This window comes from Candidatus Symbiopectobacterium sp. 'North America' (genome assembly GCF_015762685.1).
Taxonomy (GTDB): domain Bacteria; phylum Pseudomonadota; class Gammaproteobacteria; order Enterobacterales; family Enterobacteriaceae; genus Symbiopectobacterium.
Window position 1 is genome coordinate 111,379 of the sequence record NZ_PEHF01000001.1, and the last position, 16,671, is coordinate 128,049.

8 protein-coding genes and 4 pseudogenes are annotated in these 16,671 nt (G+C 54.1%); 4 read left to right on the forward strand and 8 right to left on the reverse strand.

The window, feature by feature from the left end; translation table 11 throughout:
• The first annotated feature begins 227 nt into the window (after window positions 1-227).
• Both CS369_RS00545 and pemA read left to right on the forward strand, forming a co-directional pair.
• A pseudogene (locus CS369_RS00545) lies at window positions 228-1,789 on the forward strand (GDSL-type esterase/lipase family protein).
• A gap of 96 nt (window positions 1,790-1,885) precedes the next feature.
• A complete protein-coding gene (pemA, locus tag CS369_RS00550; protein WP_196905588.1) occupies window positions 1,886-2,986 on the forward strand; it encodes a pectinesterase PemA in 1,101 nt (366 codons plus the stop codon).
• 46 nt (window positions 2,987-3,032) lie between these two features.
• Here the strand turns inward: pemA and glnB are convergent, their stop codons facing one another.
• The 5 genes from glnB to purL all read right to left on the reverse strand — a co-directional run bounded on the left by glnB (window position 3,033) and on the right by purL (window position 11,617).
• Window positions 3,033-3,371: a nitrogen regulatory protein P-II gene (glnB, locus tag CS369_RS00555; protein WP_196905589.1), complete on the reverse strand. Its 339-nt coding sequence runs from the start codon at window positions 3,369-3,371 to the stop codon at window positions 3,033-3,035.
• Between the two features lie 103 nt (window positions 3,372-3,474).
• Window positions 3,475-4,830 carry a two-component system response regulator GlrR gene (glrR, locus tag CS369_RS00560; protein ID WP_196905590.1) on the reverse strand — a complete coding sequence of 452 codons (1,356 nt, stop codon included), beginning with the start codon at window positions 4,828-4,830 and terminating at the stop codon, window positions 3,475-3,477.
• 14 nt (window positions 4,831-4,844) lie between these two features.
• Entirely contained in the window at window positions 4,845-5,552 is a 708-nt protein-coding gene (gene qseG / locus CS369_RS00565; RefSeq protein ID WP_196905591.1) for a two-component system QseEF-associated lipoprotein QseG, read from the reverse strand.
• Window positions 5,553-5,555: 3 nt separating this feature from the next.
• A complete protein-coding gene (locus CS369_RS00570) occupies window positions 5,556-6,992 on the reverse strand; it encodes a HAMP domain-containing sensor histidine kinase (RefSeq protein WP_196905625.1) in 1,437 nt (478 codons plus the stop codon).
• Between the two features lie 749 nt (window positions 6,993-7,741).
• The gene (purL, locus tag CS369_RS00575; RefSeq protein WP_196905626.1) at window positions 7,742-11,617 is read right to left on the reverse strand and encodes a phosphoribosylformylglycinamidine synthase; all 3,876 of its coding nucleotides are present in this window, start codon (window positions 11,615-11,617) and stop codon (window positions 7,742-7,744) included.
• Between the two features lie 296 nt (window positions 11,618-11,913).
• Here purL and mltF point away from each other — a divergent pair.
• Window positions 11,914-13,359 (forward strand): annotated as a pseudogene (gene mltF, locus CS369_RS00580) (membrane-bound lytic murein transglycosylase MltF).
• A 4-nt stretch (window positions 13,360-13,363) separates the two neighbouring features.
• Here the strand turns inward: mltF and tadA are convergent.
• From tadA to murQ, 3 genes and pseudogenes are all read right to left on the reverse strand, one after another.
• Window positions 13,364-13,885 carry a tRNA adenosine(34) deaminase TadA gene (gene tadA, locus CS369_RS00585; protein WP_196905592.1) on the reverse strand — a complete coding sequence of 174 codons (522 nt, stop codon included), beginning with the start codon at window positions 13,883-13,885 and terminating at the stop codon, window positions 13,364-13,366.
• Window positions 13,886-13,978: 93 nt separating this feature from the next.
• Window positions 13,979-14,593 carry a phosphatidylglycerophosphatase C gene (gene yfhb, locus CS369_RS00590; RefSeq protein WP_196905627.1) on the reverse strand — a complete coding sequence of 205 codons (615 nt, stop codon included), beginning with the start codon at window positions 14,591-14,593 and terminating at the stop codon, window positions 13,979-13,981.
• A gap of 115 nt (window positions 14,594-14,708) precedes the next feature.
• Window positions 14,709-15,592: pseudogene (gene murQ, locus CS369_RS00595) on the reverse strand (N-acetylmuramic acid 6-phosphate etherase).
• Window positions 15,593-15,976: 384 nt separating this feature from the next.
• Between murQ and lapG the strand changes: the two are divergent.
• Window positions 15,977-16,656, forward strand: a pseudogene (lapG, locus tag CS369_RS00600) (cysteine protease LapG).
• Window positions 16,657-16,671: the final 15 nt, after the last annotated feature.

Consider the following 16,671-nt stretch of genomic DNA (forward strand, 5'->3'; position numbering starts at 1 on the left):
TATCGATCACAAAAATCCGCCACGCCATAATTAAAATAACGCTTCATTTTAAAAAAACGCAGTTTTAGCTTATTGATTTGCTCCACGGCCTGTCTGCATCCCACTTTTTTGGCCGAACTAACAAGGAGTTTGTGTAAGAATCATTAGCACTGCGGCAAGCCTGTTGCACACCACCAAAACGACGTCGTCTTTTTTACTACTTTTTGCGATAAGGGATGTATCTGACCATGTCTACACGATTTTCTCACCGCATTACGCTCGCGCTGTTGATTAGCGCTTCCGTGGGCTATGCCCATGCACAAAAGAATGCAGCACCAGCTAGCGAAACGCTGCCCGCCACGGTGTTGGGAGAACACACCACGCTCGAAGGCATCGTTGCACACCGCGATGCGCGCCTGCCCGCCACCATTATTGTGCGTGACCAACAAGGGCACCGCTGCGACTGTCTGCGGTCGAGTCCGGCGGCAATAACTGTTTGTTGAACAATCAGGCGCGTGCCATCTGCCTGAGCGCGTTGTTGCCAACCGCTCAGTCGGGTAAAGGAAACATCGCCAACATCAACCCGTTTACCGATCGCATCGCCTCCGACATGGCCGCGGCGGCAGGCTACATCGGCCCGCAGCAACTCTCCGATGATGCAGGCACGCCTGCGCTCTCAGCCACAATCTGGAAACAGGCTAATGCGGTGTTTCATGCCGGTTTCGGTCCCGCGTTAAAACAGGGGGGCATCACTAACCCTGCACAGTTTGATCCCCTGCACTACCCGGCAACGCAGCAAAAAGCCTTTCGCCAACTGGTCGACGTAATCAATCACAACCGCAACTACCATAACGACAGCGGGCAAGCGGGCCACACCGTACTGACGGACAGCTTGTTCCGACCGATCGTCGGTCTTAGCGCCGATGGCAGCTACGAAGGGCTGGATTATGGCTATGCGCGTCGTCAGTTGGATGAGATCAAAAAGGCCAAGACGTGCATCTTTATCGTTGGCGACTCCACCGCCGCCAACTACGAGAAACTGCGTTTCCCACGCATAGGCTGGGCACTGGTGTTTGAACAGCAATTCCGCCATGACGGCAGCGTCAAAGTGATCAATGGTGCCCGCGCCGGACGCAGCTCGCGCGATTTCTTCTATGAAGGCTGGTTCCGACAGATGCAGCCCGGCGACTACATTTTCATTCAGATGGGCCACAACGATCAGAACTGTAACGGTGCCAGAGCGGTACGCGGCGCAGCGAATGTCGGCAACCTGTGTACCTACCCCAATGATGCGGCAGGCAAGCGCCAATTCCCGCAGGGTAAACCAGATATGTCATTCCAGAACGCGCTGGAACGCTATATCACCTATGCCCGCCAGCATCAGATGATCGCAGTGCTGTTAACGCCAACAACCCGCGTGAAAGATGCACAAGGCAAAGACAGCACCCCAGCCGTTCACAGTCACTTCACCCGTCAAAATGCTGAAAACGGCTTTGCCTTTATCGGTGACTACAGCCAAACCATCAAAGATACCGCGAAAGCCAACAATGTCCCGTTGCTGGATGTTGAACCCGATATCATTGCACTGGCTAACCGGGATAACGGACATCACTGGAAACAGTACTGGCTGGTGATCGATCCTAAACGCTACCCGTACTACAAAGATCAGGCGGGCAGCACCAGCAAACCGGATACCACCCATTTCCAACAAAAAAGCGCGATTGCCGTGGCCGAGATCGTCGCAGACAGCATTCGCGCCGACGACGCACTGCGCCCGCTGGCTGATCATCTGCTCAAGAAAAAACACTAAGGCTTTACTCCTCTGAGCGTTTGCTCAGGGGCGCTTTTCCATAGTGCGAATAGATGGGTTTTACCTCTCGGACACTACAGTTAAGGAATGATCGGTATGTTTAAACCCCTCTCAGGCGCAATTGCGCTGGCCGTTCTGGTGGCCGCCCCCTGGCAGCACGCCATTGCCAGTTCAGATGTTAACGCGGTGGTTTCTGCCACGGCACCTGCTGCACCCAACACCTTTAAAACCATTGGTGAGGCTATCGCCAGCGCGCCTGCCGATACCACACCGTTTGTTATTTACATCAAAAAGGGCACCTACCACGAGCGCCTGGTGATTACCCGCCCCAACGTGCATTTTAAGGGCGAAGACCGTGACCACACCATTATTGCTGTGGATACTGCCGCCGGAGCCCTGAAGCCAGACGGTTCCAAATGGGGTACCTCCGGTAGCTATACGGTAAAGATCGATGCGCCTGATTTCAGTGCCCGTATGCTGACCATCCGCAATGATTTTGACTATCTGGGCAATGAAGCCAAGAAGAGTGATGACCCGACCAAGATAAAAGACACTCAGGCCGTGGCACTGTTGGTGGCGGAGAAGAGCGATCGTGCCTACTTCCACGATGTCAGCCTGGTGAGTTATCAAGACACGCTGTATATCAAAGGGGGTCGCAGTTTCTTTGAGAAATGCCGTATCAGCGGCACCATGGACTTTATTTTCGGTAACGGCACGGAGCTGTTTGATGATTGCGATATCGTCGCCCGCACGCGCGTTAATCCCGGTGATGAATCCTATGGCTACCTGACCGCTCCCAGCACTGATATCAACCAGAAGTACGGTCTGGTGATTACTAACAGCCGGGTGTTCAAGGAAGGCAGTAATATCCCCGCGAAAAGCTATGCGCTCGGTCACCCCTGGCATCCGACGACCACCTTCCCTGATGGCTGCTATGCCGACCCTAACGCTATCGGACAAAGGGTGTTTATCAACACCGAGATGGACGATGTGATCTACGGCTGGGACAAAATGTCCGGCAAAGATATCAAAGGCGAGAAAATCTGGTTCCAGCCGCAGGATTCGTGTTTCTTCGAATACCACTCAACCGGTGCGGGCGCAGAAAAAAATGACGGACGGCATCAGCTCACCGCAGAACAGGCCGCAGAATACAGTAAGGAAAAGTTTCTGGCGGGCTGGACACCCACCGCACCTTGACAGGACGTTCCACGATCCTCGCTCGGCGGGGATCGTGGCTAAAGCATCAGATAGCCGCTTCGTCTTCTTCGCCAGTACGGATACGCACTACGCGTGCCACATCAAACACGAAAATCTTGCCGTCACCAATTTTACCGGTCTGGGCGGTCTGAATGATGGTTTCGACACAGGTATCGACGATGTCATCGGCAACCACCAGCTCGATTTTTACCTTGAGCAGAAAATCGACCATATATTCTGCACCGCGATACAGTTCGGTATGGCCCTTCTGGCGCCCGAATCCTTTTACTTCCGTGACGGTCATGCCGGTGATACCCACTTCGGCTAACGCTTCACGCACGTCGTCCAATTTGAACGGTTTGATAATTGCATCTATTTTTTTCATGAAATAACCTTTGTGAACCTGTTACTCTTCGACCGCAGTCGGGCATCAGTAACAAACATTCAGTGAAACGGTAACGCCAGGTGCAACAACGTCAAACGCGTTGTCACTCTTTAAAATCGTTAGCATCCAATGCGTGACGTCCAAGCAATTTATAGAATTCGGTGCGATTACGCCCCGCCATTCTGGCCGCCTGCGTCACGTTGCCTTTGGCAATTTGCAGCAACTTACGTAAATAGTTCAGCTCAAACTGGTGACGTGCCTCCACAAAGGTCGGCAACGCGGTATTCTCACCTTCCAACACCTGTTCTACCAGCGCATCGTTAATCACTGGCGCACTGGTCAACGCCACGCAGCGTTCAATCACATTCACCAGTTGACGCACATTACCGGGCCAACTCGCCGTCATCAAGCGTTTCATAGCATCACTGGAAAAACTGCGAACGAACGGCTTATGGCGATTGGCCGCTTCACGCAGCAGATGATTTGCCAGCAGCGGAATATCCTCGGCCCGTTCATGCAGTGCGGGCAATTTCATGGTCACTACATTTAAACGGTAGTAGAGATCTTCACGAAATTCGCCTTTTTCCATGGCTACCGGCAAATCGCGGTGCGTGGCGGAGAGAATGCGCACATTGATATCGATATCCCGATTGCTGCCCAATGGGCGCACCTTGCGTTCCTGCAATACACGCAGCAGTTTGACCTGTAAAGACAGCGGCATATCGCCGATTTCGTCAAGGAACAGCGTACCCCCTTCCGCCGCCTGAAACAGCCCCTCGCGGCTGCTGACCGCACCGGTAAACGCGCCTTTGGCATGACCAAACAGTTCAGACTCCAACAACGGTTCTGGCAGTGCACCGCAGTTGATAGCGATAAAGGCGTTTTTTGCACGCGGACTGGCACTGTGGATTGCCCGCGCCAGCACCTCTTTCCCGGTTCCGCTCTGGCCATTAATCAGCACGCTCACGTCAGATTGCGCCACCAGTTTAGCTTGTTCCAGCAGTTTAGCTTGTTCCAGCAGACGCAGTATCACCGGGCTGCGCGTCACGATGGTTTCTCGCCAGTGAGATTCTCCGGCTGGGGCGCTGAGCGCCAGCGCATCATCGATCGCCTTATAGAGCGCATCGCGATCCACCGGTTTGGTCAAAAAGCCAAACACCCCTTGCTGCGTCGCGGCCACAGCGTCTGGAATCGATCCGTGGGCGGTAAGAATAATCACCGGCAGCCCTGGCTGCTGCTTCTGTATTTCAGAAAACAGCGCCAGGCCATCCATTTCATCCATGCGCAAATCGCTGATGACCAAATCAATGCTATCGCGTGCCAGCACGCGCAGCGCTTCCGCGCCGCTTTCAGCCGTCACGACATGAAACCCTTCGCTGGTCAAACGCATACCCAGCAGTTTTAGCAAACTGGGATCGTCATCGACCAGCAGCAAATCAGCCGTTTTTCGAATTGTCATGGGCGTCTAGGCTCCTATTTTGACGCCGCAGGCGCACCGTGGCGTTCCGCCGCGCCAGACTCATGCGAAGCCGCGGGCTCCGGAAGTTCACTGCTCATCGGCTTGCGGGTGGAAAGCTGACGCTCAATATCCGTCAGGTTTTCCAGCTTGCGCGTTGTCACATCCAGTTGATATTGCAAATTGTTCTGTTGAACCCGCATCGCTTCGAGCTGTTTGTCGTTGGCCTCCTGCAAACGCTGAGTGCGTATGCGCTCATCCGTCAACGCCAGCCAGAACGTTTGCTTGTCCTGCCAGGTTTGCAGCAGCGGACGCAGCGCCGCGGGAAAGTCCGTTTGAAAACCATTCAGCCGATCGAGCGCCTGACGCCGTTCTGCCGGGGTGATTTTGACTTGATCGAGTAAAATGCTCTGCTTGAATGCCTGATCCCAGGTCGTGCTCCCCAGCGTTTGCGCCGCCTCACGCGCCTGTTGCGGGGTTAATCGCTCAGCACAATCCATCGCGCGCAACCAATAAAGGGCGTTATTCACCGCGTCACGATCGTCAATGTGCCACAGGCTATCGCACTGCGTCAGACGGTAATCGCTCACTTGTTCCCTCGGCGTGACATTTTCAACATCACGTATCGCAATACGGTGATGGGTGGTGTCAACGCAGCCCGCGAGCAGCGCCAGGAGCGCCAACACCGAACCGCGAACCCTGCCGTCAGAGCACCTTGCTTTCATTTGTTATTCATTCTCAACGGTTAAGGGCAATTCAATACTAAAACAGACGTCAGCATAATCCACCGGAATCAGACTCAGTTCCCCCCGCATGCGACGAATACAATCGCGCGCAATGCTCAGCCCAAGACCGCTGCCTTTCACCGCGCCTTTGCGTTGGTGACTTCCCTGATAAAAGGGTTCAAAAATCATGCCTTGTTCTGCTTCAGGGATCGGCGCGCTATCGTTGGCAACGTCAATCTGAACCCGGTGTCCGTGCTGGCGACTCCGAATCCAAATGTTACCGGATTCCTTGCCATAGTGCACCGCATTGGAATAGAGATTATCGATAACGCGCATCAGTAATGTGGTCTCGGCCCAGCACTGTGTAATATCAAGTCGCGTTTCGGTGTGGATCGCCTTGGTACGCGCAGGCAAACTGTGCGAAGACATCACGATATCCACCACCTCATCAATGTCGAAAGGCTCCATCTCCGTTGGGGTATCCGCCAGCTTGCGGTTGTAATCCAGCAACTGATCGATAAGTTCCAACAGGTGCCGACTGCTGTTATCCAGAATAGCCACCACGTCTTTTTGATCCGATGTCAATGGCCCGACAACTTCGTCGGCCAATAGCGAGGTGCCTTCGCGCAGTCTCGCCAGCGGGGTTTTCAGTTCATGGGAGATATGACGCAGAAATTCGTGCCGCTGCGATTCCAACCAGGAAAGTCGCTCACTCAGCCAGATAATACGTTGTGCCAGCGTGCGAATCTCTCTTGGCCCCTTAAAGGTGCTGGTATTACCGAGCGATCGCCCTTCTCCCAGGCGTTTTATCATGCGCTCCACGCCGTTAACCGGTCCGATAATCATACGGGTAAACAGCACCACTAACAGCAAACTGACCATAAACAGTACCAGCGACTGCCAACCGAAAAACTTGCCACGCTCGGCGATGCCCTGTTGCAATTGCTGCCCGCGAGAAAACACCACTTCACGCGTCATTTGCAGCAGTTGCGCATTGGCCTGCGCAAACTGCGTCCGTTGTTCCTGCGCCGCGTTGGTCGGCGTGCTATTGGTACAATCAAGAGTCGCCAGCGCGGCAAGGTGTTGGCTTAGCTGTTGGTAAGTACGCGGGTCAGGCAGGACATTTCTGTGCGCTTCCAGCATCTGCGCATATTGCTTGTGTTGGCTTTGGTAGAGGGTGGCCAGCGTGCTGTCATCCAGCACGCAGTATTGACGATAGCTACGCTCCATCGCCAATGCAGTGCCACTCATGGCTTCACTGCGGCGCGCGTCCACCAGAATGGATTTGTTAATGTCCGCCGCTTGTTCGCTCAGGGTATCCAGGCTGTCATACGCCTGATAGGCCAGCACCAGCAGCGGCAGGAGCACCAGCAGGAACGCCATAATCACTAATTGGCGCAGAGAGTGCGGAAACAGACGCCAGCGTTTCAAGGAAATTATCTCGTTATTTATTCATCCGTCATGATGCTAACGAAGTGGCACAAAAGCGCAATGTTTTTCCCTTGGGCAAGCAGGGTAATGAAATCAATCAAGAGGTGAAGAGCAGAGAGTCAGTCGCTGCCCGGTTGCATCGCTGCTAACTGGGCAACTGAATAGGCGGTGCCTCACTCAACGTGTCGCCCGATGTTTGATAAAGCTGCATGGCAGACTGTTATCGGTGTAGTGGACGATAGGCACCCTTTCTTGTGGCGTCATTCGGAGTGTTATGAGCGCAAAGCGACATCATCAACAGCGCAATCATAACGAGGTGAATTAGCAACGCGGGACATTATCCACTATTCATGCTAGTTTGCAATATCGATTTTAACTAACTGATAAAAATAACTTAAATTTACATCAGTCAGGTAAAGGAGGGGGACATGCCTTTAGTAACGTCATTCTACGCCGCCGATCGCCAAAATCTGTCGTCAAAAAAAGACTATTTATATCAATCAGCGTATCTATTCAATGAAATCAATCAATTAAATGTCTCCAAACAGAGACATCAATAAAGCCAATTGTCGCTGTATCGCGACACACCTACCTAATACTGTCATTCCCGCGAAGGCGGGAATCTCTTGCAGAAGAGACGCGTTTCTCCTTACAGAAATCCCCGGCTTTCTCCGAGGATGACCAGCAGGTAACGTGGCGTTGTCATCAGATGAAAAAGGGGCTATTCGCCCCTTTTATAGTCAATGTCCAGCTAACCCTTAGCCAAGCTGACGACGCGCGTTGCGGAACATGCGCATCCACGGACTGTCTTCACCCCAGGTTTCCGGATGCCAGGAATTGCTCACGGTACGGAAAACGCGTTCCGGGTGCGGCATCATCACTGTAGCGCGACCACTGGCGCTGGTGACTGCCGTGATACCGTTCGGAGAACCGTTCGGGTTCGCCGGATAGTTCTCGGTTACCTGCCCAAAGTTGTTCACGAAGCGCAGTGCGACCAGATGCTCATGCTCCAACGCCGCCAAGTGGGCAGCATCGCGCACTTCAACGTGCCCTTCACCGTGAGAAACAGCGATTGGCATGCGCGATCCCACCATGTCATTCATAAACAATGACGGACTTTTGGTGACTTCAACCAGGCTGAAGCGCGCTTCAAAGCGGTCAGACAGGTTGCGCACAAAGCGCGGCCAGTGGTCTGCGCCCGGGATCAGTTCGCGCAGATTGGACATCATCTGGCAACCGTTGCACACGCCGAGTGCCAGCGTTTGCGGACGTTGAAAGAAAGCTGCAAACTCATCGCGCACCCGCGGGTTAAACAGAATGGATTTTGCCCAGCCCTCACCCGCACCCAATACATCGCCGTAAGAGAAGCCACCGCAAGCGACCAACGCCTGGATGTCTTGCAGGTTGCGACGGCCTGTCAGCAAATCACTCATGTGCACATCAATGGCGTCAAAACCGGCGCGATGGAACACGGCCGCCATTTCAACGTGAGAGTTTACGCCCTGCTCACGCAACACCGCCACTTTAGGACGAACCCCTTTGGCGATAAAGGGGGCAGCAATATCCTGCGCAGAATCGAACGTCAGTGAGACATTCAGGCCCGGATCGGTCTCATCCTGTTTAGCAGCATGTTCCTGATCGGCACAGTGCGGGTTGTCACGCAGGCGCTGCATCTGCCAGGTGGTTTCCGCCCACCAGGTGCGCAGCGTGGTGCGGCTCTCCTGATACAACACATCGTTGCCATGCGTAATCACAAAGCGGTTGCCCTGAGCGGCATGGCCTAAACAGTGAACAATATCAGCCAAACCTTGATCGGCCAGTACCTGTTCAACGTGCGCCAGGCGATCGGCGGACACTTGAATCACCGCACCCAGTTCTTCGGTAAACAGCGAGGCCAGTGGATCGTTACCCAATGCCGCGATATCAACCTCGATACCACAGTGACCGGTAAACGCCATTTCTGCCAGCGTCACTACCAGACCACCGTCAGAACGGTCGTGATAGGCCAGCAACGCATCATCCTCCACTAGCGTTTGGATAGCGTTAAAGAAACCAGCCAACTGTTGCGGATTACGCACATCCGCAGTATGGCAGCCCAACTGACGATAGACCTGTGCCAGCGCTGTCGCACCCAGAGTATGGTGTCCGGCACCCAAGTCGATAAGCAGCAGCACGTTATCACGATCGGCTCGCAGCTGCGGCGTGACAGTTTTACGCACATCTTCCACGCGGGCAAATGCCGTGATCACCAGTGAAAGTGGAGAGGTGACGCTGCGCTCTTGATCGCCGTCTTGCCAGCGGGTTTTCATCGACATGGAGTCTTTACCCACCGGAATGGTCAACCCCAATGCCGGGCAGAGTTCTTCGCCGATGGCTTTTACCGCTTCGTAAAGTCCGGCGTCTTCACCGGGGTGTCCTGCTGCCGACATCCAATTTGCGGAGAGCTTCACGCGCGTTAACGCGCCAATCTGGGTCGCGGCAATGTTGGTTAATGCTTCCCCCACCGCCAGACGCGCGGAGGCACCAAAGTTACGCAACGCCACAGGTGCACGTTCGCCAATCGACATCGCTTCACCGTGGTAGCTGTCGAGGCTTGCAGCAGTGACGGCACAGTTTGCCACCGGGATCTGCCACGGGCCGACCATCTGATCGCGTGCCACCATACCGGTCACGGAACGGTCACCAATGGTGATCAGGAAAGTTTTCTCTGCCACCACCGGCAGGTGCATCACACGCTCTACCGCTTCGGCCAGGAAGATACCTTCGCGGTTCAGCAAGGAGTCCTCGCTAGCCAAGCGTTTAACATCACGCAGCATTTTCGGCGTTTTGCCCAGCAGCACGTCGAGCGGCAGATCGATCGGCTGATTATTGAAGTGGCGATCGTTCAGAGTTAAATGCTGCTCTTCCGTCGCTTCACCAATTACAGCGTAAGGGGCGCGCTCGCGGCGGCACAGCTCATCAAACAGCGCCAGTTTTTCCGGCGCAACCGCCAGTACATAGCGCTCTTGCGATTCGTTACACCACACTTCCAGCGGGCTCATGCCTGGCTCATCGTTGAGAATGTCGCGCAGCTCAAAGCGCCCGCCGCGCCCGCCATCACTCACCAGCTCCGGCATGGCGTTGGACAGACCGCCCGCCCCCACGTCGTGGATAAACAGGATCGGGTTCTCTTCACCCAGTTGCCAGCAGCGGTCGATCACTTCCTGACAACGGCGTTCCATTTCCGGGTTATCGCGCTGTACGGAGGCGAAATCCAGATCGGCGTTCGATTGGCCGGAGGCCATGGAGGAGGCTGCGCCGCCGCCCAGACCGATATTCATGGAGGGGCCACCCAGCACAATCAGCTTGGCGCCTACCGTGATCTCGCCTTTTTTAACGTGATCGTCACGGATGTTACCAATACCGCCCGCCAGCATCACCGGCTTGTGATAACCGCGCAGTTCGCTGCCGTTATGGCTGTCAACCTGCTCTTCATAGGTACGGAAGTAACCGGTCAGCGCAGGGCGACCAAACTCGTTATTAAAGGCCGCGCCGCCCAGCGGGCCATCAATCATAATGTCCAATGCGCTGACGATACGATCCGGCTTACCGAAATCTTCTTCCCACGGCTGTTCAAAGTTAGGAATACGCAGGTTAGAGACCGAGAACCCGACCAGACCCGCTTTGGGTTTGGCACCGCGCCCCGTCGCCCCTTCATCGCGAATTTCGCCACCGGAACCGGTCGCCGCACCCGGCCAGGGAGAAATGGCCGTCGGGTGGTTATGGGTTTCCACTTTCATCAGAATGTGTGTCGGTTCCTGATGGTAGGCATAGTGCCCTTGCGGATCGGCAAAGAAACGCCCTGCTTCGGAGCCTTCCATCACCGCCGCGTTATCTTTATAAGCTGACAACACGTGTTCTGGCGTGTGCTCGAAGGTGTTCTTGATCATTTTGAACAGCGACTTGGGCTGTGCTTCACCGTCAATCACCCAATCGGCGTTAAAAATTTTGTGGCGGCAGTGCTCAGAGTTGGCCTGAGCAAACATATAGAGTTCAATGTCGGTCGGATTGCGGCCCAAACGGGTAAAAGCATCCAACAGGTAGTCGATTTCATCTTCTGCCAGCGCCAGTCCCAGACGCACGTTGGCCTGTTCCAACGCCTTACGCCCTTCCAGCAGAGCGTCTACCCGGGCAGGCTGATGCTGGGCAAACAGCTGTTCCGCCTGCGCCATCTCGGTGAATACCGTTTCCATCATGCGGTCATGCAGCAGCGCGCCCAGTTGCTGCCACTGTTCTTCGCTCAGCGTCGGTGAATGAATATAGAAGGCTAATCCGCGCTCCAGACGAATCACCTTTTCCAGGCCGCAGTTGCGCGCAATATCGGTAGCTTTGGAAGACCAGGGAGAAATGGTGCCGGGACGCGGTGTGACCAACAGTAAGCGCCCACTTGGCTCATGCTCCGCGAGAGAGGGGCCATATTTTAACAGTCGAGTCAGTTTGACCTGCTCATCGCTGTTCAGTGGTGCACGCAAGGCGGCGAAGTGAACGTACTCCGCATAGATGTCACTAATTGGCAAAAAGTGCTCTTTGCAACGCGTCAGCAACTTATTTACACGGAAGGCCGATAGGGCAGGTGAACCACGCAGTATTTCCATCATCTAAAAAATCTCTCGTCTTCGATGTACTGAGTTTCAGTACGTCAGTGGGCGCTACTTTGTCGCGCAGCCAAGGGGGGAAACGCGCGTCATTATAGAGAATTGTGACGCCCGAAGAAACCGTTTGCGCAGAGTTTGTTGCACATCTTATTTTTGTCATGGTCAAACTTTAACCTGATGGATAACTGTTGCACACTGGCGGTTTGTTAAGCAAAATGCCCCCACTCTGGGAGAGTGTAGACAAAAAAACTGCCGTTACAGACAGAAAGGCCACACGGCCACCGAGAGATAACTATTTGAAGCGTTTAACATTAAATTATTTTTTCATCGGGGTTATTACGTTACTGCTGATGTTGGCGCTCTGGCCCAACATCCCCTGGCGCAGCGGCCAGGATACACAGCTTAATTAGATCCTTTCTCGGGGCGAGCTGCGTATCAGTACGCTCAATTCGCCGCTGACCTATACCCTCAGTAACGGAACTCCCTCAGGGCTCGATTATGAACTGGCTAAACGATTCGCCGATTACCTTGGCGTGAAGCTGGTGGTATCGGCACCCCCAAATCTTGACACCTTGTTCTATGATCTAGACAACGATAATGCCGATCTGCTTGCCGCCGGGCTGATCTACAACCATGAGCGATTGGATCGTTTTCGCCCTGGGCCAACCTACTATTCCGTCTCGCAGCAACTGGTTTACCGCATGGGTGCCACGCGCCCTAAAAATCTAGAGAAACTGAGTGGTCGGTTAGCGGTCACATCGGGCTCAGCCCATATCGCCACGTTACGCGATTTGAAAAACAATAAATATCCAGCGTTAAGCTGGGAAACCACTTCAGACCTGAGCACGCAGGATTTGCTCAAACAGGTGGCGCAAGGCGCGTTGGATTACACGCTGGCAGATTCCGTCACCATCGGTTTGATGCAGCGCATTCACCCGCAGCTTTCCGTGGCATTCGATCTGAGCGACGAAGAACCGGTCACCTGGTATATGCGCCGTACCCAGGACGACAGCCTGTACGCCGCCCTGTTGGACTTTTTCAGCCAAACTGTGGAAGACGGCACGTTGGCGCGCCTGGAATAGAAATACCTCGGCCATGTGGGCGAATTTGATTATGTCGATACCCGCACCTTCCTAAGCGCCATCGATAACACCTTGCCCGATCTGCAACCGTTGTTTGCCAAATATGCCAGCGACATTGACTGGAAATTGCTGGCGGCTATTTCTTATCAGGAATCACACTGGAACCCATTGGCGACCTCACCGACCGGCGTGCGCGGGTTGATGATGCTGACGCGCAATACCGCAGAGAGCCTGAATGTGACCGACAGACTCGATCCGGAACAGAGCATTCGCGGTGGTGCACGCTATCTGGCGCACATGATGGAAAAAATGCCGGAAAGCATCCCTGAAGATGAGAAGATTTGGTTTGCACTGGCCTCCTACAATATGGGCTATGCCCATCTGCTGGATGCGCGCAAACTGACGGAAAAATAGAAGGGTAATCCCGATAGCTGGGCGGATGTGAAGGTTCGCCTGCCGATGCTCAGCCAGAAACTCTACTATACCCAGACCACCTACGGCTATGCACGCGGCCACGAAGCTTACAACTACGTTGAAAATATCCGCCGCTATATGCTGAGTCTGGAAGGGTATCTGACCGAGAAAGCCAATAAAATTCAGCAACAGGAACTGTTAGCAAGCGCTTACCCTGCCGTACCGCCAGAAAAATTCGGCAAATAAGGTATCAGGCTACCCCGTCAGCCTTTTCCTGAGCACGTCGTGCTTTATGCTGCGCGCGGCGTATACGGAAAAAATCGCTGAGGGTATGAGCGCATTCGGCAGCCAGCACGCCAGACGTGATCGCTATCTGATGATTCATGCCGGGATGGCGCAGGATGTCGACCAATGATCCTGCTGCCCCGGTTTTTTCATCGTTGGCACCATACACCAGTCGACCAATACGGCTGTGTACCATCGCCCCGGCGCACATCACGCAAGGCTCAAGCGTCACATACAGCGTCGCATTGATTAAGCGGTAGTTCTGCAAGACTTTTCCCCCTTGACGCAGCGCCATGATTTCGGCGTGCGCCGTCGGATCGTGATGGCCGATGGGGAGATTCCAGCCCTCACCAATCACCTGATCATCCAGAACCAGAACGGCACCGACGGGCACCTCACCCGCCTCTTGCGCCCGTTGGGTCAAAGTCAGGGCATGACGCATCCAATATTCATCAGGCGTGTCATGGCCATCAAGGGTGTCATTCATGGTGCCTCCCGGTTATTCATCACGCTTTTTTGGTCGCGCGCATTATACAGGGTGTGAAGAAAAAGCAGAGTGCTTATTGCCTTGCTGACACCATTACTCCAACTGTTGCAACGTGCCTGCTCGCGTCACGCGCCAGCGGTGTTCGCAAAAAAACAGCAGCGGATTATCTTGCTTGCTGTCGCTATACCCGCTGTGCAATTGAAGTGGCACACCAAGCTGTTTTTCCATCTGTACCACCTTCTCCCGCCTCAGACAGCGCAACGGCAACACCCAGCCGCCATAACAGCGAACCATCTGGCTGCCCATCAATTTGACGCTGGGCAGAAATGTGGAATCATGGTAAACCTGCTCAACCAGACGCTGCGGCGAACCGGTTACCAACCACACTTGCGCATCTGAAGCGGCGAGATATTCGGTCAAGCGCTGCTGCACCAAGGGAAATAGCGTCACCCAGCGACGAAAGCGGGCCACAAACCCCTGCTCCAGCGCCTGTAAATGCGCTTCACGGCGACCAAAGGTGATGGCCCAAAGCAGAGCGCTCATTGGCCAGTGCGCAGCCCTGCCGCGCGCCAACAATACCAGCCCGGCCACCGGCAGAACCGGAATAACCAGCAGCAAATTTAACGGGAGGCGTTTTAGCAAGTAACGCAAAAAACAGCCAAACATGTCCTGACGATGTAGCGTACCGTCCAAATCAAAAAACACGATACGTGTCGGTGATGTTCACCCAAACCGTTTTCCCCTTGCCAATGTATTAACCGCTTTTGTGTAAGGTGTTAAGACACGCTCTGCCTCTATTGCCGCGTTATACCCTACAGGTATATCAGGGTAACAGCGCATCGCGTAGATAACCGTGGTGCCTTTCCAACCGCTGCTCGGCCTCTGCGGCACTGATACCGCTGAGGATCATCAGTATAGCGGGTTTGGCCGCATAGCCGGTTTCTTGTAACGCTCGTTGCGCCTCGTCACGTGCGGCCCCAGTGGCTTCCATCACGATGCGACAGGCCCGGTCTACCAGTTTTTCATTGGTGGCTTTTACATCAACCATCAGGTTTTGGTACACCTTTCCCAGCTTAACCATGACACCCGTGGAGAGCATGTTAAGCACCAGCTTTTGTGCCGTACCTGATTTCAGACCCGTCGAACCGGTCAACGCCTCCGGCCCCACGACGGGAGAAATCGCCACCTCAGCCAGCGCGGCAATCGGGGAGGTGGGGTTGCAAGAGATGGCGACCGTACCACAGCCTTGACGCCGGGCATATTTCAGCGCGCCAATGACATAAGGCGTGCGACCCGATGCAACCAGCCCCACCACGGTGTCCTGTGGCGTCAGCGACAGGGCAACCAGATCGGCCTCACCGAGGACAGGATCGTCCTCCGCACCTTCAACAACGCGCCGGGTCCACCGGCTATCAACCCGATAACCAGCCCGTGAGACACACCAAAGGTAGGTGGACATTCAGACGCATCAAGCACTCCTAATCTCCCGCTGGTACTCGCCCCGAGATAGATCAATCGCCCACCCGCTTTCATTCTGGCTGCCGCCATATCCACCGCGCGCGCAATCTCCGGCAACACAAGACCTATCGCCTCGGGCACTTTACGGTCTTCCTGATTGAACAGCGTCATCATCGCAAGCGTTGTTTGACTGTGCAGCTCCATCGTTGCCGGATTGCGGGTTTCTGATACCAAGGTTGCTAAATTCATTTTTCTCTCCCTGACACACGGTGTGCGCTGCTGACCCAGCTCGCTACTATACCCTAAAAAACTCGCGTTGCAGGAAGAGGGCTAAAGAGGTGATTCGAGTGACAGCGCGGCGACGTAAAACATGGCGGGTATAATTACTTTTGGCTGCCATAAAAGTAGGTTATTCTGCCATAATAGTTAACGACAATTCGTCTGTATCGACAGCGTTTCCGCCCTCAGCGCCTATTCTATTCTTCACGCCAGGAAGGTGTGTATGTCTGCCTTGTGTTCAACAGGGCCACATGGCGTATTTTCACGCAATAAGGCCTGCACACCGCAATGAGGATGAGAGGCTTACTCTGGTTCAGTCAATAGCGAAGAGAAACACCAGTGAATGGCCGCTGGATAACGACATGGCGTAATAAAAGGGTTCTGCTTCTGCTGTTCAGCAGTCTGTTGCTGCTGACGGCAACGCTGCGCGCGGATTGGGATTTCGTCACCATTAATCAGTGCACAGAACAACTTTACGGCCCCGCAACACCGGAAGCGCGTAAGCGAATTAATGAGTGGCAGGCATTATTAAGCTCATTGCCCAGCAGCGATGAAAAAAATTATTGGAATCGGTAAACCGTTTTTTTAATGAACGGCTGCTATTTCGCGACGATCATGTCATCTGGCAGCAGGAAGATTATTGGGCAACGCCCATCGAAGCGCTGCGCAAAGGAATGGCTGACTGCGAAGATTATTCTATTGCAAAATATTTTACGCTACGTCGGCTCGGTATTCCGAATGAAAAGTTGCGAATTACTTACGTTAAAGCATTACGCCTCAATCAGGCACATATGATCGTTGCTTATTATCCAACACCAACCTCTATTCCGCTGGTGTTGGATAATCTAACGGATAAAATATTACCCGCGACGCAGCGCACCGACCTCATCCCCGTTTATTCCTTTAACGCAGAGGGATTGTGACTACCCGGCAGTGGCGGCAGCAATAAACGGGTCGGCGACAGTAAACGGCTTTCGCGTTGGCAAGATGTATTGACCAAAATGCGGGCCGAAGGTTTTTCTCTTGAAGAGTAGGATTAGGCTATGTCT